At 63.3% G+C, this 16,726-nt stretch carries 14 protein-coding genes; 8 read left to right on the top strand and 6 right to left on the bottom strand.

From position 1 onward, the window contains the following. Positions 1-40: 40 nt before the first annotated feature. The 7 genes from pqqF to AACY45_RS02395 all read left to right on the top strand — a co-directional run bounded on the left by pqqF (position 41) and on the right by AACY45_RS02395 (position 7,751). The gene (gene pqqF, locus AACY45_RS02365; RefSeq protein ID WP_339544182.1) at positions 41-2,524 is read left to right on the top strand and encodes a pyrroloquinoline quinone biosynthesis protein PqqF; all 2,484 of its coding nucleotides are present in this window, start codon (positions 41-43) and stop codon (positions 2,522-2,524) included. A gap of 137 nt (positions 2,525-2,661) precedes the next feature. Further along, the gene (gene pqqA / locus AACY45_RS02370) at positions 2,662-2,736 is read left to right on the top strand and encodes a pyrroloquinoline quinone precursor peptide PqqA (protein ID WP_003194766.1); all 75 of its coding nucleotides are present in this window, start codon (positions 2,662-2,664) and stop codon (positions 2,734-2,736) included. 85 nt (positions 2,737-2,821) lie between these two features. Then, positions 2,822-3,733 carry a pyrroloquinoline quinone biosynthesis protein PqqB gene (pqqB, locus tag AACY45_RS02375; RefSeq protein ID WP_339543971.1) on the top strand — a complete coding sequence of 304 codons (912 nt, stop codon included), beginning with the start codon at positions 2,822-2,824 and terminating at the stop codon, positions 3,731-3,733. Positions 3,734-3,790: 57 nt separating this feature from the next. Then, on the top strand, positions 3,791-4,543 hold the full coding sequence (gene pqqC / locus AACY45_RS02380; protein ID WP_339543972.1) for a pyrroloquinoline-quinone synthase PqqC: 753 nt from the start codon (positions 3,791-3,793) through the stop codon (positions 4,541-4,543). Next, entirely contained in the window at positions 4,540-4,815 is a 276-nt protein-coding gene (gene pqqD, locus AACY45_RS02385; protein ID WP_339543973.1) for a pyrroloquinoline quinone biosynthesis peptide chaperone PqqD, read from the top strand. The genes pqqC and pqqD overlap by 4 nt, the downstream gene beginning before the upstream one ends. Further along, on the top strand, positions 4,787-5,956 hold the full coding sequence (gene pqqE / locus AACY45_RS02390) for a pyrroloquinoline quinone biosynthesis protein PqqE (protein WP_339543974.1): 1,170 nt from the start codon (positions 4,787-4,789) through the stop codon (positions 5,954-5,956). Before pqqD ends, pqqE begins: the two co-directional genes overlap by 29 nt. Further along, positions 5,922-7,751, top strand: coding sequence for a S9 family peptidase (locus AACY45_RS02395; RefSeq protein WP_339543975.1), 1,830 nt, complete (start codon positions 5,922-5,924; stop codon positions 7,749-7,751). The genes pqqE and AACY45_RS02395 overlap by 35 nt, the downstream gene beginning before the upstream one ends. A gap of 33 nt (positions 7,752-7,784) precedes the next feature. Here the strand turns inward: AACY45_RS02395 and AACY45_RS02400 are convergent, their stop codons facing one another. The 3 genes from AACY45_RS02400 to AACY45_RS02410 all read right to left on the bottom strand — a co-directional run bounded on the left by AACY45_RS02400 (position 7,785) and on the right by AACY45_RS02410 (position 10,158). After that, complete coding sequence (locus AACY45_RS02400; protein WP_003228885.1) at positions 7,785-7,943, bottom strand: YqaE/Pmp3 family membrane protein; 159 nt, start codon at positions 7,941-7,943, stop codon at positions 7,785-7,787. A gap of 242 nt (positions 7,944-8,185) precedes the next feature. Further along, positions 8,186-9,463 (bottom strand): aspartate aminotransferase family protein, encoded by a 1,278-nt coding sequence (locus AACY45_RS02405; RefSeq protein ID WP_339543976.1) that lies wholly within the window; start codon positions 9,461-9,463, stop codon positions 8,186-8,188. After that, positions 9,460-10,158, bottom strand: a complete 699-nt coding sequence (locus AACY45_RS02410) for an MOSC domain-containing protein (protein ID WP_339543977.1) — start codon at positions 10,156-10,158, stop codon at positions 9,460-9,462. Before AACY45_RS02410 ends, AACY45_RS02405 begins: the two co-directional genes overlap by 4 nt. A 101-nt stretch (positions 10,159-10,259) precedes the next feature. On the opposite strand from AACY45_RS02410, the gene AACY45_RS02415 reads away from it, so the two are divergent. Further along, complete coding sequence (locus tag AACY45_RS02415; RefSeq protein WP_339543979.1) at positions 10,260-11,189, top strand: LysR family transcriptional regulator; 930 nt, start codon at positions 10,260-10,262, stop codon at positions 11,187-11,189. 234 nt (positions 11,190-11,423) lie between these two features. On the opposite strand, the gene AACY45_RS02420 is transcribed toward AACY45_RS02415, so the two are convergent. The 3 genes from AACY45_RS02420 to AACY45_RS02430 form a co-directional block, all read right to left on the bottom strand. Continuing rightward, complete coding sequence (locus AACY45_RS02420; RefSeq protein WP_339543980.1) at positions 11,424-13,202, bottom strand: acyl-CoA dehydrogenase C-terminal domain-containing protein; 1,779 nt, start codon at positions 13,200-13,202, stop codon at positions 11,424-11,426. Positions 13,203-13,408: 206 nt separating this feature from the next. Then, on the bottom strand, positions 13,409-15,205 hold the full coding sequence (locus AACY45_RS02425) for an acyl-CoA dehydrogenase C-terminal domain-containing protein (RefSeq protein WP_339543981.1): 1,797 nt from the start codon (positions 15,203-15,205) through the stop codon (positions 13,409-13,411). A gap of 90 nt (positions 15,206-15,295) precedes the next feature. After that, positions 15,296-16,585, bottom strand: a complete 1,290-nt coding sequence (locus tag AACY45_RS02430; RefSeq protein ID WP_339543982.1) for a GGDEF domain-containing protein — start codon at positions 16,583-16,585, stop codon at positions 15,296-15,298. Between the last annotated feature and the right edge of the window lie 141 nt (positions 16,586-16,726).

Below are 16,726 nucleotides of genomic sequence, written 5' to 3' on the forward strand. Positions count from 1 at the left end.
TTTCGCTAGCATGAGCACTTACCCAGTAGCGGAAGTGCTCATGCCTGCGCCGATCCACCCCCTTGCCCACCACGAAACCCTGGCCAACGGCCTGCGGCTTTCGCTTCGTCATGCCCCCGGTTTAAAACGCTGTGCCGCCGTGTTGCGGGTCGCCGCCGGCAGCCACGACGCGCCCTTGGCCTGGCCTGGGCTTGCGCATTTCCTTGAGCACTTGCTGTTTCTGGGCACCGAGCGGTTTCCTGTCAGCGATGGGCTGATGGCCTATGTGCAACGTCAGGGCGGCCAGTTGAACGCGCAAACCGGCGAGCGCCGCACAGACTTTTTCTTCGAGCTGCCACCCGAGGCTTTTGCCTCGGGGCTTGAGCGCCTGGGCGACATGCTCGCCCACCCGCGGCTGCATCCGGACGAGCAACTGCGCGAACGCGAAGTGCTGCACGCGGAGTACCTCGCCTGGTCCCAGGATGTCGCGGCCCAGCAGCACCAAGAGCTGTTCGACGGCCTGGCGGCCGATCACCCCTTGCGCGGCTTCCATGCCGGCAATCGTGACAGCCTGGCGGTGCAACACCCTGAGTTCCAGCAGGCGCTCAAGGATTACTATCAGCGGTTTTATCAGACCGGGCAGATGACCTTGAGCCTGGTGGGCCCGCAGCCTGTGGATGAATTGCGACGCCTGGCGCAGCAACTGATCAGCCCGTTGCGGGTCGGCGCACGGCAACCACAAAGCCCGCCGCGCCCCTTGCTGTCCGAGGCGGGCAGCCGTTATCAACAGGCCAGCGAACGCCAACTCAACCTGCTGTTCGCCTGCGAAGGCCTGCCCGAGTCATCTGCCCAGGCCCTGGACTTTCTCTGCACCTGGCTCAACGCCGCCAAGCCCGGCGGCCTGCTGGCTGAGTTGCGCCAGCGCCAGTGGGTCGACAGCCTCAAGGCGACCGTGCTGTACCACTTTGCCGGGCAAGCCCTGCTGCATCTGCAGTTCCAGCTCGGCGCCAGCGGTACCGACCACCGTGCATCCATCCACAGCCTGCTCAACGACTGGCTGAGCTTCTTCAGCCAGCAGTACACCGCGCCCGCCCTGGGCGAAGAATATGCCCTGCTGCAGCAGCTCAAGCGCCAGTCGAGCAACGCCTTGAACCTCGCTCGCCTCGACATCGAGCCCCACCCACCGCGGCTGCCGGAATCTGCGCTCAGCGCTCTCGCGACGATTCTGCAGCAGCTCAATCCGCGACCTGTGGATAACCCGGCCAGCACCTGGCAACTGCCGCCGCCCAATCCGTTCCTGCGCAGCGCCGAAGAGCCGCCAGCCGCCGGTCTGATTCGCGGACAAACCAGCGCGCACCGGGGCTTGCGCACCTTCGCCCAGGACCGCACTCGTGGTCGTCGCGAGCGTTCGGCCCTGCAGTTCAGCCAGGCGCTGCCAGACTCCAGCGGTGAAGGGGCCGTGTGCTTGCGCTGGCGCCTGGCCTCGACGCCGCCGGCCAACCTGCAGCCGGTGCTGGCCCGCAGCCTGCAAGGCCTGATCGACGACGCCGGCCAGGCGGGCGTCGAACTGTCGTTCAGCGAAACCGGCAACCAATGGCTGCTGAAGCTGCTGGGTCGACATGAGCCGATGCCGGCGATTCTCGAACAGGCCCTGTTGTGCCTGAGCCAGCCCGCCGACGCACACTGGCACGCCACCCAATCGCCGCCCGCGTTGATCGCCATCCGGCAATTGCTCAAGGCCCTGCCTGAGCTGTGCCTGGGCCAGATGCCGGGTGCGCTCGCAGACGCTGCCGGCCCTGCGGACCTGCCCACGATCTGGGCCAATGCGCGCTGGGAGGGTCTGGCTGCCGGCCTGCCCGCCAGCGTACACACCGCAATGACCCGCGCCCTGAGCCGAGCGCCAGGCATCGCCGACAGTGAGCCGACGTCGCCCATCGCCATCGCCGGCCAACGGCTCTGGAGCACGGTGCCCTGCCCGAGTGGCGAGCACGCGCTCTTGTTGTTTTGCCCCACACCTTCGCGGGATCTGGCCGACGAAGCGGCATGGCGCCTGCTGGCCCAGCTCAGCCAAACGCCTTATTACCAGCGCCTGCGGGTCGAACTGCAGTTGGGCTATGCCGTGTTCAGCGGGGTTCGGCAGATCAACGGGCAAACCGGTCTGTTGTTCGGCGTACAGTCGCCGGGCACCCCGGCAGCGCAACTGCTCGGCCACATCGAGACCTTTATCCAGCAACTGCCCGCGCACCTCGCCAGCCTGGACGATGCCGCGCTGGCCGAGCAGTTGCAGACGCTGGCCGGACAACTCGACCAGCCTACCCTGCCCATGCCCCAGGCCTTCGAGTGGTTGTGGCAGGGCAAGCTGGCCAACCACCCGTCGGATTACCTGGGGCAATTGCAACAGGCTGTACTGCAGCTGCAGCGTTCAGCCTTGCTGGACGCGGCCCAACGCCTGGAGCAGGCCGCGGGTGGTTGGCGAGGTGTATCCAGCGATGCCTGCCCACCGGGTGCCTGGCAAACGACCGGGGGATCATTACCAGGGCTGTAATGGGTTTTCTTCGAGAGAAGTCTCCAATTAGCAGAAACGTTTCAGTAAGATAGCCACCTAAGCATCTGAACATCTCCGGCTGGAGGTGGACTATATGTATAGGGTTCAATCATCCATCCACCTGAAGGAGCATCTTTATGACCTGGTCCAAACCTGCCTACACCGACCTGCGTATCGGCTTTGAAGTCACCATGTACTTCGCCAGCCGTTGATTCCACCTGCGGGTGAAACACGCGGTACAACGCCTCGGCCAGCCCGGGGCGTTTTCTTTTTTAGCGTTGATGTGATGGAGCAGCCATGTTTGTCCAGATTCTAGGTTCCGCCGCCGGCGGTGGTTTTCCGCAGTGGAACTGCAACTGCGTGAACTGCGCCGGGTTGCGTGACGGCAGTCTGCGGGCCCACGCGCGCACCCAATCGTCGATTGCGATCTCCGATGACGGCGTGAACTGGGTGCTGTGCAACGCATCGCCGGACATCCGCGCGCAACTCCAGGGCTTTGCGCCCATGCAGCCTGGCCGCGCCCTGCGCGATACGGGCGTGCAGGCGATCATCCTGATGGACAGCCAGATCGACCACACCACCGGCCTGTTGAGCCTGCGTGAAGGCTGCCCGCACCAGGTCTGGTGCACCGACATGGTCCACGAAGACCTGAGCAGTGGCTTCCCGCTGTTCACCATGCTCAGCCACTGGAATGGCGGCCTGCACTGGAACCGCATCGAGCTCGACCAGAGCTTCTGCATCCCGGCCTGCCCTAACCTGCGCTTCAGCCCCTTGCCGCTGCGCAGCGCCGCACCGCCCTACTCGCCCCACCGCTTCGACCCGCACCCGGGTGACAACATCGGCCTGATCGTCGAAGACCTGCGCACCGGCGGCAAGCTGTTCTACGCCCCGGGGCTGGGCAAGGTCGATGGGCCGCTGCTGGAGATCATGGCCGGCTGCGACTGCCTGCTGGTGGACGGCACCCTGTGGGACGACGACGAAATGCAGCGCCGTGGCGTCGGCACCCGCACCGGCCGGGAAATGGGCCACCTGGCCCAGAACGGCCCCGGCGGCATGCTCGAAGTGCTGGAGCAACTGCCCAAGCAACGCAAGGTGCTGATCCACATCAACAACACCAATCCGATCCTCGATGAAGACTCGGTCGAGCGTGCCGAACTGGTGCGGCGCAATGTTGAAGTGGCCTACGATGGCATGAGCATCGAACTGTAGGAAACCTATCGCCCGACCAGACACCAACCGTCTCACGGATCCCCCCGGAGAACCGCAATGACCGACACACCGCTGTCCCCCGCCGAGTTCGAAGCCGCGCTGCGGGCCAAGGGCGCCTTCTATCACATCCATCACCCCTACCACGTGGCGATGTACGAAGGCCGGGCCAGCCGCGAACAGATCCAGGGCTGGGTCGCCAACCGCTTCTACTATCAGGTGAACATCCCACTGAAGGACGCGGCGATCCTGGCCAATTGCCCGGACCGCGAGATCCGCCGCGAATGGATTCAGCGCCTGCTCGACCACGACGGCGCCCCCGGTGAAGACGGCGGCATCGAAGCCTGGTTGCGCCTCGGCCAGGCCGTGGGCCTGGACCCCGAGCAACTGCGCTCCCAGGAGCTGGTGCTGCCCGGCGTGCGGTTTGCCGTCGACGCCTACGTCAACTTCGCCCGCCGCGCCAGTTGGCAGGAGGCCGCCAGCAGTTCCCTGACCGAACTCTTCGCCCCGCAGATTCACCAGTCGCGCCTGGACAGCTGGCCACAGCACTACCCCTGGATCGACCCGGCCGGCTACCAATACTTTCGCACGCGCCTGGGTCAGGCCCGGCGTGATGTCGAGCACGGACTGGCGATCACCCTGCAGCACTACACCACCTATGCAGGCCAGCAGCGCATGCTGGAAATTCTCCAGTTCAAACTGGACATACTTTGGAGCATGCTCGATGCCATGAGCATGGCCTATGAACTGAACCGCCCGCCTTACCACAGCGTGACCGGGCAACGGGTCTGGCACCGAGGAATCGCCTTATGAGTTTCGACCGCAGCAAGACCCCCACCTGGCGCCCCGGTTACCGCTTCCAGTACGAGCCGGCGCAAAAAGGCCATGTGCTGCTGTACCCCGAAGGCATGATCAAGCTCAACGAAAGCGCCGCGCTGATTGGCGGCCTGATCGACGGCCAGCGTGACGTCGCCGCGATCATTGCCGAACTGGACAGCCGCTTCCCCGGCGTGCCCGAGCTTGGCGAGGACATCGAGCAATTCATGGAGGTCGCCCGTGCACAGCACTGGATCGAACTCGGCTGATCCTGCGGCCCTGCCGGCCAAGCCTGAAATCGGCCTGCCGCTGTGGCTGCTCGCCGAGCTGACCTATCGCTGCCCGCTGCAGTGCCCCTACTGTTCGAACCCGCTGGACTTTGCCACCCAAGGCCAGGAACTGAGCACCGAACAGTGGCTGAAAGTGTTCCGCGAGGCCCGGGAAATGGGCGCCGCGCAACTGGGCTTCTCGGGCGGCGAACCGCTGGTGCGCCAGGACCTCGCCGAGTTGATCGGCGAGGCGCGCAAGCTGGGCTTCTACACCAACCTGATCACCTCGGGCATCGGCCTCACCGAACAGAAAATCAGCGACTTCAAAAAGGCCGGCCTGGACCATATCCAGATCAGCTTCCAGGCCAGCGACGAGCAGGTGAACAACCTGCTGGCCGGCTCGAAAAAAGCCTTCGCGCAAAAACTGGAGATGGCCCGGGCGGTGAAAGCCCATGGCTACCCGATGGTGCTGAACTTCGTCACCCATCGGCACAACATCGACAAGATCGACCGCATCATCGAGCTGTGCATCGCCCTGGAAGCCGACTTCGTCGAGCTCGCCACCTGCCAGTTCTACGGCTGGGCCCAGCTCAATCGAGTCGGCCTGCTGCCGACCCAGGAGCAACTGGTGCGCGCCGAACGCATCACCAACGAATATCGCGCCAAACTGGAGGCGCAAGGGCATCCGTGCAAGCTGATCTTCGTCACCCCGGACTACTACGAAGAACGCCCGAAAGCCTGCATGAATGGCTGGGGCAGTATTTTCCTGACCGTCACACCAGACGGCACCGCGCTGCCCTGTCACGGTGCCCGACAGATGCCGGTACAGTTTCCCAACGTGCGCGAGCACAGCATGCAACACATCTGGTACGACTCGTTCGGCTTCAACCGCTTTCGCGGCTACGACTGGATGCCCGAACCGTGCCGCTCGTGCGACGAGAAAGAAAAGGACTTCGGCGGCTGCCGCTGCCAGGCCTTCATGCTCACCGGCGACGCCAGCAATGCGGATCCGGTGTGCAGTAAATCCGAGCATCACGGCATGATCCTCAAGGCGCGCGAAGAAGCCGAGCACGCCACCCAGACCATCGAACAGTTGGCCTTTCGCAATGAACGAAACTCACGCCTCATCGTTAAAGGCTGACGCCTTGAGCGCCCTCCACGCCGTGTCCGCGGGGGTCGACTTCGCCGACTTGCAAGTCGGCGCCCAAGGCCTGTTCTGGAATGAATATCGCCCCCAGGATGGCGCCTGCCGGATCTGGCATTGGCGCGAGCAGCGCGCCCACTGCCTGACCCCGCCCGGCTTCAGCGTGCGCAGCCGGGTCTACGAATACGGCGGGGGAGCGTTTTGCCTGGGCGATGAGGCGCTGTTCTTCGTCAACGAGGCCGATCAGCAGCTTTACCGCCAAACCCTGACGGGCGCAGCGCCCCAGGCAGTGACCTGGGGCGAATGCCGATACGGTGACCTGCAGTGGGCCAACGGCCAGGTGTTGGCCGTCGAAGAACACGCCAATCAACACCGCCTGGTGGCCATCACTGCCGACGGTCAACGCCAGCTATGGGTAGAAGGCGCGGACTTTTACGCCGCGCCGACCTTGAGCCCCGACGCCCGGCAACTGGCGTGGATCGAGTGGAGCCGCCCCCATCAGCCCTGGACCGCCACGCGCCTGATGCTCGCCGAATTGAATCCCGATGGCAGCCTGGCCTCGCCCCGTTGCGTGGCCGGCGCAGACGTCGAAGAGTCGCTGCAACAACCGCGCTTCGATGAAAGCGGGCGCTTGTATTGCCTCAGTGACCGGAATGGATTCTGGCAGCCGTGGGTCGACAGCGAATCTGGCTGGCAGCCGCTGCCCAGTGCCGCGGCCGACCACGGTCCGGCGCCTTGGCAACTGGGGGGTTGCACCTGGCTGCCACTGGACGGCCAACGCTACCTGGCCAGTTGGACCGTGGCCGGGTTTGGCCGCCTGGGTCTGTGCTCAGGCGAGCAGGTCGAGGACTACACCGGCGACTACAGCCGCTTTCGCAACCTGGCGCTGGATCAGCAGTTCATCTACTGCATTGCCGCCTCACCGGTCAGCCCCTCTGCCGTGCTCGCCATCGACCGCCACAGCCACCAGGTGCAGGTCCTGGCCGGCGGCGTCGCGCTGTTACCCGCCGAGCAGATCAGCCAACCACAGACCTTGCGTTACCCCAGCGGCCAGGGCGAGGCCCATGGGTTCTTCTACCCGGCCATGGGCAACGTGGAAAAACCGCCGCTGGTGGTGTTTATCCATGGCGGGCCGACCTCGGCCTGCTATCCAATGCTCGATCCGCGCATCCAGTATTGGGCCCAGCGTGGTTTTGCCGTGGCCGACCTCAACTACCGTGGCAGCAGTGGCTACGGCCGAGCGTATCGGCAGGCGCTGCATTTGCGCTGGGGCGAGGTGGATGTCGAAGATGCCTGCGCGGTGGTGACCTACCTCGCCGCACAAGGCTTGATCGATGGCGAGCACGCGTTCATTCGCGGCGGCAGTGCCGGCGGCTACACCACCCTGTGTGCCCTGGCGTTTCATCAGGTGTTCCGCGCGGGCGCCAGTCTGTACGGGGTCAGCGACCCTGTCGCCCTGGGCCGTGCGACCCACAAGTTCGAGGGCGATTATCTGGATTGGTTGATCGGCGACCCTATCGCCGACGCCGAGCGCTACGCCGCCCGCACCCCACTTCAACACGCACAGAACATCCAGGTGCCGGTGATCTTTTTTCAAGGCGAACTCGACGCCGTGGTTGTCCCGCAACAGACCCGCGACATGCTCAAGGCCCTGCAAGACAACGGCATCGCGGCGCAGGCCCATTACTACCCGGACGAACGCCACGGCTTTCGCAAGGCCAGCAATCAGGCCCATGCGCTGGAGCAGGAATGGTTGTTTTATCGCGAGGTGATGAAGCCCGCAAAGGGCTGATCGCAGCGGAGTTCAACGCTGCGATCCACAGGTTTACCGCTTGGCGATGATGTACACCGCGTGAACGATGCCCGGAATGTAGCCACACAAGGTCAGCAGGATATTCAGCCAGAACGCGCCGCCGAACCCCACTTGCAGGAATACGCCCAGTGGCGGCAACAGAATGGCGATGATGATGCGAATGAAATCCATAGGGCAGCTCCTGAGTAAGGTGGGCTGTCATCAGCCACACACCTAATCGACCCGCTGCGTGGGGAAGGGTTCCGTAACCTCCCGGCCAGGTGCCACTATTGAACCTCTCGTCAGCGAAGAGGCTCTCAAGTCCCGCCCCGAATAGTGTTTAGGCAAAAAAACGCCCCATGCCAAAAGAATCAGGCATGGGGCGATGCGATATACCGCGAGACGGTTCGGGAATTCAGGGGGCCGCGATCACGTCAGACCGCGATGCCTTTGCGGCATTGCAATTGAGCGGTGCGCACCCGGGCAAAGGCGCGTGCCAGGCGCAGGAGCATTTCATCGATGTTGGCCTGGCTGACGGTCAGCGCCGGGGTGAATCGCAGGCAATCGGCTTGTGGGGCGCTGATCAGCAGGCCTTCGTACATCGCGGCCTTGACCACGGCGTCGGCCGAGTCATCACCGAGCCTGAGCCCCCAGAGCAAGCCGTGACCGCGCAACTCGCCGTGCCCGTAGCGATTGGCCAGGCGTGCCAGGCCTTCGTGCAGGTGTTGAGCGCTGTCGCGTACCTGTTCGAGAAAGCCGTGATCGAGCACGCTATCGAGCACTGCCAGGCCGGCCGATGCCATCAAGGCATTGCCGTGATGAGTGCCGTCCAGCTCACCCGGCTCAAAACAGCAGGCGCTGCCTCGCGCCAGCAAGGCTGCCACCGGTACTCCGCCACCGAGGCCCTTGCCCATGACGACAATGTCGGCGCGCACGCCATACAGCTGTTCGGCCAGCAGCCGACCGCAACGGCCCATGCCGGTTTGCACCTCGTCGAGGATCAGCAGAATCCCCAGCTCACGGCACAAGCGCTCGACGCCCTTGAGGTAATGCTCGGTCGCAGGCAGTACGCCCGCCGCAGCCTGGATCGGCTCCAGCATGATGGCCACGGTTTGCGCGTCCACCGCCGCGTGCAGGGCCGGCAGGTCGTTGAAGGGCACACGGTCGAAGCCAGGGAGTCGGGGCTCGAAGCGATTGTCCTGACAGTCCGAAGCCGACAGGGCGGCAAAGCCATGACCATGGCAGCTACCGCTGGCGGTAATGATTCGTGAAGCACCGCCGCGATGCCGCTGGCCCCATTTGCGCGCCAGCTTGATCGCGGCTTCGCACGCCTCACTGCCGGTGTTGAGCAGGTACACCTGGTCGCTGCCGGTGCTGCTGCACAGCCGCTCGGCCAGGTTCAGTTGGCCGCGATTGAGCAACCCCGAGCCTGGGTTGATCAGCGCCTGCGCCTGGGCCGTCATCGCCTTGACCAATGCCGTGGGGCTATGCCCGAGGCTGTTGGCACCGGCGCCCTGGGTAAAGTCCAGGTAGGCGCGGTCGGCGCTGTCCCACAGCCAGGAACCCTGGCCACGGACGAAAATCTGCGGGGCTCGCTCAACACTTGGCATCAGGCACTCACTGGACAGGTTGTCGCTGCTTGCAGGTAACAAACGCTCGGCCGCCAGGTCATCCAGGCTCGGCTGCGGGCGACGCAAGTTGAACAGGTTCATTCGCGCAAGCCCTCCAGCGGCAAGCCCAGCAGACGCGCCGTCCAATCCTCGACCCGCCCACTGCGCAGGCGCTTGATGGCAATATCGCGCCAGCGCGAGGACAGCGCCGGGCAATCAATCAGCTTTTTCAAACCGGCATGTTCCAGCGGTTCGCGGTAAAAACTGCGCAACGCCGAGGCCACGGTCAGGCCGGGGTAGCTGCGCTGGATCAGCTCGAACGGTTGCTCGGCGCTGACAAAGCCCGGCTTGAGCACGCGGTAGAACCAGCCACAGCGCCCGGTGTCCTGGGCGAGCTGGGGCAGGATCGGCACACCCCAGCGATGGCTCAGGCGGTAGCACGGCGAACGCGGCTGGCTGACCTGCAACAGCGCGCCACCCCAGCGAAACAGATCGCCCAGACACACCTGCTCTTCACTAAGACCGTGGGTCGAGAGGTTCTCGCCGAAGGCCGGCGCCCGCCAGTCGATCTGGGGATAACGTTTTCGCCAATACGCGTAGTGCTCGGCCGGGTAATGATGCAGAGCCCGCTCGGGGCCGGTGTGAAAGCGCGGATCACCGTGCTCGTCACTGCCCAGGCCCTGCGGCCACAACCAGAGTCGATTGGCAATCCGCTCTTTGTCGGTATCGCTGATCAAACCCTGCCCCAGGTTTTTTGCCTTGCCTATGTAAACACCATCAACGTAAACGGTATTCATCTCGCTCTCTGGCCCTATAAGCCTTATGAATGCGGTTAGACTAGGCTTCTGTTGGGCGCTGAGCCATTTCGATTTCCCAGCTTTTTCGATAAGAAATACTTATGGATTTTAAGCAACTGCGTTATTTCGTCGCGGTGTACGAAGAAGGCCATGTCGGCCGGGCCGCCGAACGCCTGTCGATCTCCCAGCCGGCGCTCTCGCAACAGATCCGGCAACTGGAACAGAACCTCGATGTGAGCCTGTTCGAGCGCAGCAGCAAACGGCTGCTGCCCACGCTCGCCGCACATACCCTGTACAACCACGCCCTGCCCTTGCTCGACGGCATGCAACGGGCGCGCGAAGCCTTGGGCAACTTCAAGGGCCAGGCCTCGCGCACCCTGGCCATCGGGGTCCTGCAAACGGTGCACACCAGCCTGGTGCCCAAAATGCTCGAGCGGGTACGCACGGCCCAGCCCCACCTGGTGGTGCAGATCTACGAGCTCACGGGCCTGGAAATCGAGCGCCGCCTGCTCAACGGTTCGCTGGACATTGGCATCAGCTACTTGCCGCCGCGCCAGCCGGGGCTGCATGGCGTGCTGCTGTATGAAGACGAACTGACCCTGGTGATCCCCGTCGACCACCCGCTGCGTGAGTTCAAGAAAGTCTCCATGAGCCAGGCCGCCGAACTGCCGATGCTGCTGCTGGGCGAGGAGTTTCAGATCCGCCAGATCTGGCAGGGACAACTGGCCAGCCTCGGCCGCCGCCCACAAGTGCAGGCCGAACTGAACAACATGGCGGGGATCCTCGACAGTTTGCCCCACACCCGGCTGGCGACTGTCCTGCCCGGGCGCTCACAGCGCGAACATGGCAGCAAGGCGCTGCTGTGGAAACCGTTGAGTGAACCGCGGGTGCCGCTGAAGGTAGGATTGGTCTGTCGGGATGTACAGCGTCAACAGGCCACCCTGGCGTTGTTGCGCAACCTGCTGGAGGATGTGATCAATGGCCCGGACGGGCGCCTGGGGAGCCCGACGGTCCTGGATGTCCAGGGTTGAAGGGCAAAACATAAATCGCAGGCAAAAGAAAACCCCGCCGAAGCGGGGCTTTGCAGACTGTTTCCCTGACATCCATTTCACTCCGCCGTCCTGGCAGAATCCTACGTGTCCGTGTTGTTACTTTGCGCTTCCTGCGCGACGTCCATGTGAGTAGATTAGCTGTGGATCCAATCTGCGAACAGGGGAGAACAGCAGCACGTCATGTAAGCAAATGCTTACATGAGGTTACATTCCTCAGAACTGCGCGGCATCCAGCAGGAACAGCGACTCGCTGCCGGCTTTGACCGAAGCACTGAGCGAGTGGATCCGCGGCAGCAAACGGGCGAAGTAGAAGCGCGCAGTACCCAGCTTGCTGGCGTAGAACTCATCCTGTGTTTCCTTGCCGATGGCCGCCTTGGCCATCAGGGCCCACATGTAGGCGTAGGACACATAGCCAAACACCTGCAGATATTCGACCGAAGCCGCGCCGATTTCGTTCGGATTACCTTGCACTCGGTCCAGCAGCCAGGCGGTCAACTCGTCCAGCGTCTCCACCGCACGGTTCAGCGGCCGGGTGAATTCACCCAGCTCAGCGCCGGCGGTCGCGGTGAAATGACGAATCTCATCAGCGAACAGGTTATAGAGCGCCCCACCGCTGCCAACGATTTTGCGCCCGACCAGGTCCAGCGCCTGAATACCGTTGGTGCCTTCGTAGATCTGGGTGATGCGCACGTCACGCACCAGTTGCTCCTGGCCCCATTCGCGAATGTAGCCATGCCCGCCGAACACCTGTTGGCCGTGAATCGTGGTTTCCAGGCCCAGGTCGGTGAGGAACGCCTTGGCAACCGGAGTCAGCAACGCCACCAGGTCTTCGGCGCGTTTGCGGGTGGTGGGGTCTTCGCTGAACTTGGCGGTGTCCAGTTGCATGGCCACATAAGTGGAGAAGGCGCGACCGCCCTCGTTCGACGCCTTCATGGTCAGCAGCATGCGCCGCACGTCCGGGTGAACGATGATCGGGTCGGCAACCTTGTCCTTGTTCTGCGCGCCGCTTGGCGCACGGCTTTGCAGGCGGTCACGGGCGTATTCGACCGCGTTCTGGTAGGAGCGCTCACCGGTGGCGAGGCCCTGGATACCGACGCCCAGACGCTCGTAGTTCATCATGGTGAACATCGCCGCCAGCCCCTTGTTCGGCTCACCGACCAGGTAACCCACGGCTTCGTCGAAGTTCATCACGCAGGTGGAGGAAGCCTGGATGCCCATCTTGTGTTCGATCGAACCACAGTTGGCCGGGTTGCGCGCGCCCAGGCTGCCGTCGGCGTTGACCATGAACTTCGGCACCAGGAACAGCGAAATGCCTTTGGGACCTGCCGGGGCGTCCGGCAGCTTGGCCAACACCAGGTGGATGATGTTCTCGGTCAGGTCGTGTTCGCCGCCGGTGATGAAGATCTTGGTCCCGCTCACCCTGTAGGAACCATCGGCCTGAGGTTCGGCCTTGGTGCGGATGATCCCCAGGTCAGTCCCGGCATGGGGTTCGGTCAGGCACATGGAACCGGCCCAGACCCCGGCGTACATGTTCGGCAGGTACGTGGCCTTGAGTTCTTCGCTGGCATGGGCATTGATCGACAGGCAGGCACCGGCGGTAAGCATCGGGTACAGGCCGAACGACAGGCTGGCGGAGTTGACCATTTCCTCGACCTGGGCCGAAACGGTCTTGGGCATGCCCATGCCGCCGAACGCCGGATCACCACCGACCCCGACCCAGCCCCCTTCAGCGTAAGTCTGATAGGCCTGTGGGAAACCTGCCGGGGTGGTCACGGCGCCGTCACTCCAGTGGCAACCTTCTTCGTCGGCGGCCCGGCTCAGCGGTGCGATGCTTTTGCTGGTGACTTTGCCGGCTTCCTCAAGGATCGCCTCGACGGTCTCGGCATCCACGGTGCCGGCCAACGCGGGAAGTTCAGCCCAGAGCTTGGCCACCTCGAAAACTTCATTGAGGACGAAGCGCATATCGCGCAAGGGCGCTTTGTAGTCAGCCATGGCAAACCTCGTAATACGTGAAAAGGTGATTCGTGGGGATCGGGATACAGCACGTGTCGGGAGTGTACCCGAACAACTTTTGCGACACATAGGGTCGACTCGTGACTTATTTGTAATTTTTAGTCACTAAAAACCATCACTGACAATTATCGCCCCACCTCCCCACCGATGCAGGGCTTGTCCGCGATGGGCTTAAACCACCACCGTCAAAGCGCAAACAGCCCTGCTGGTAGCTTCATCAGGCAATCGCTGCCTGCCTGCACCGCCGCCCGATGGGCCGCCGTGCGCGGCAACAGACGCTTGAAGTAGAACGCGCAGGTGGCCAATTTGCCCGCACAGTAGTCGGCATCACCATTGCCCGCCTCCAGCTGCGCCTGGGCCACCAGCGCCATGCGTAGCCACAGGTAGGCGTGGATGATGTAACCGCTGTACATCAGGTAATCCAGCGCCGCGGCCCCCACTTCGTCAGGGTTTTTCAGCGCGGCCCTGCCAACCTGGGTGGTCAGTTCGCCCCATTGCTGATTGAGCTCGTCGAGCTGCGCCACATACCCTCCAAGCTGTGGATGCTGTGCGTTGGCCCCACAGAACTGGTGGACGATTTTGGTAAAGCCGCGCAGCAGCTTGCCCTGGCTGCCCAGGACCTTGCGCCCCAGCAGGTCCAGCGCCTGGATGCCGTTGGTGCCCTCGTAGATCGGCGCAATGCGACAGTCACGTACCAACTGCTCCATGCCCCACTCGCGGATATAGCCGTGGCCACCCAACACCTGCATACCGTGGTTGGTCACCTCCAAACCGGTTTCGGTCATGAACGCCTTGCAGATCGGCGTGAGGAACGCCAACAGGTTCTCGGCGTCCTGGCGTTGGTCGGGGTCATTGGACAGGTGCGCGGCATCGAGCAATTGGGCGGTGAAGTAAGTCAGCGCCCGGTTGCCTTCGTTGAAGGCTTTCATGGTCAGCAGCATCCGCCGCACATCGGGGTGGACGATGATCGGATCCGCGGCTTTTTCCGGGGCTTTGGGCCCAGTCAGCGCGCGCATCTGCAGGCGATCGTTGGCGTATTTGATCGCCCCCTGGAAACTCGCCTCGCCCAGGCACAGGCCCTGCATCCCAGTGCCGAGCCGTGCGTGGTTCATCATGGTGAACATGCAGTTCAAGCCTTTGTTCGCCTCGCCGATCAGGTAGCCCGTGGCGCCGTCGAAGTTCAGCACGCACGTGGCCGAGGCCTTGATGCCCATCTTGTGCTCGATCGAACCACAGGAAACCCCATTGCGCTCGCCCGCCTCGCCTTGGCTGTCGGGCAGGAACTTGGGGACGATGAACAGCGAGATACCCTTGGTCCCGGCCGGCGCGTCCGGAAGCTTGGCCAGTACCAGATGAATGATGTTGTCACTCAGGTCGTGCTCGCCGGCGGAGATGAAGATCTTGCTGCCGGTGACCATGTAACTGCCGTCGGCTTGGGGCACCGCACGGGTCTTGATGATCCCCAGGTCAGTGCCGCAATGGGCCTCGGTCAGGCACATGGTGCCGGTCCACTGGCCGGCCGTGAGTTTGCTCAGGTAGGTCTTTTTTTGCTGCTCGGTACCGTGGGCGTGAATCGCCGACATCGCACCGTGGGTCAGGCCCGGGTACATGCCCCAGGAGGTATTGCTGGAGCCAACCATCTCACTGATCACCAGCCCCAAGGAACTCGGCAACCCTTGCCCGCCATAGGCCGGGTCCGCCGCCAGCCCATGCCAGCCACCCTCGACGTACTGAGCGAACGCCTGCTTGAAACCCTTGGGGGTGGTGACCACGCCATTGTCGAAATGGCAGCCTTCTTCGTCACCGGAGCGGTTCAATGGGGCCAGGACGTTTTCGCAGAAGCGGGCGCCCTCTTCGAGGATCGCTTTGACCATGTCCGGGCTGGCATCGGTGGCCCCGAGCGCGGCGTAGTTGGCAGGGAAGTCAAACACGTGGTCGATCAGAAAACGCATGTCGCGCAGGGGGGCTTTGTACTCAGGCATGGTCATTGCTCCGTCAGCAGATCCTCGCAACCTACTGCCGCGCGCCACCCCGGACAATCACAGTGCAGGCGCTGAATGCGCCATCATCACTCAATCCGTTGCACCCTCCATCCGCACCGCGCCACGGCGGCTCTGCCCAAACGCCATCACACAATTTCGCCCCGCTCCCTTGGCGCTGTAGAGTGCCTGGTCGGCGCTTTTCAACACCTCTTCCGGCGTGCGCTGCTCCAGGCGCTCGGCGACCCCAATGCTCACCGTGACCGCCACGCTGCAAGCACTGGCCCCGGAGCGGCGCTGTCGACCTTGCTGATCGTCCAGGGGCCGGCTGTCCTGATTGCGTAATTGAATGTTGTAGCTGGCAATCGCCTCGCGAATGTCCTCCAGGTGCGGCAAACATTCTTCAAGGCTCCTGGCCGCGAACACCAAGGCAAACTCTTCGCCGCCATAGCGGTAGGCGCGGCCACCGCCACCGATCTTCGACAGCTTGCTGGCCACCAGGCGCAGCACTTGGTCGCCGACATCATGACCGTGGGTATCGTTGAATTTCTTGAAGTGATCGACGTCACTCATGGCCAGCACGTAATTGCGTCCCAGCCGTTGCAAGCGTTCGTTCAGCGCCCGCCGCCCGGGCAAGCCGGTCAACTCATCGCGAAACGCCATCTGGTACGCCTCGTGTGCCACCGCGGCGGCGATCATCAACATCACCTGGCTGCACATGATGTTCAGGGTAAACGGCAGGATGAAGGTCTTGGGCAACATCCAGAACAGGCCGAGCAGGCCCAACAGTTGGGCCGCGTGCAAAGGCCGGGGGTGGCGCCAGTACTGGTAGGCCAGTAACCCAAAGGCCGCGAGGAACAGCGGGTACGCCAGCTGGATCAGGCTCATCCAGGCACCCTGCAGCGCCGGCCAACGGATTTCCGCCAGCCAGGCCTGCACGGCCTGGGGATAACTTTGCTCCAGGGCCAGGGCCACACTGCCCACGGCCAGCAGCACGGCGAACCGCGCAACCAGGTCCTGAAACAGATGGGTCCGCTCCTGCCACGCCGCGAATGTCCCATACAACAGGGGTAGCAGCAGGCAGCAGAGATGGAAGATCACCGCGGCGTCTTCGCGCACGCCGCCAACGTCACGGTAGTGATCGGTTTGGGTGTCGAGCAGAAAGTAGGCGATGTACACCGTGACCATCAGGAACAGTTCGCGCTGGCGTCGGTAAACCGCGCAGTACGCACCGCCGAGCAGCAGCACCAGGGTTGGCAGCACATTGAATAACGAGGTGAAAAACACGTTGAGTTCCCTGACGTAGGCCAATGCGAGGCCTGCGAGCAATAGCAGCAACGAAGGCAGGAAGTGACTCAAACGTACAGCAGAGGAACGCAACAAGGGTAAAGCTCCGGCCCGGCAAATTAATTGATGGCATTATGCCTTCACGCTGGCACGGCAGAGCATGAAATGTGCTGCCTGCCGTTGTTTAACGGCCGCCGCAGCGCGCTGTTGAGTGTTTCGGCCGGGGGTTTGTATCGC

The organism is Pseudomonas sp. RA_35y_Pfl2_P32, assembly GCF_963970735.1.
Classification (GTDB): Bacteria; Pseudomonadota; Gammaproteobacteria; order Pseudomonadales; family Pseudomonadaceae; genus Aquipseudomonas.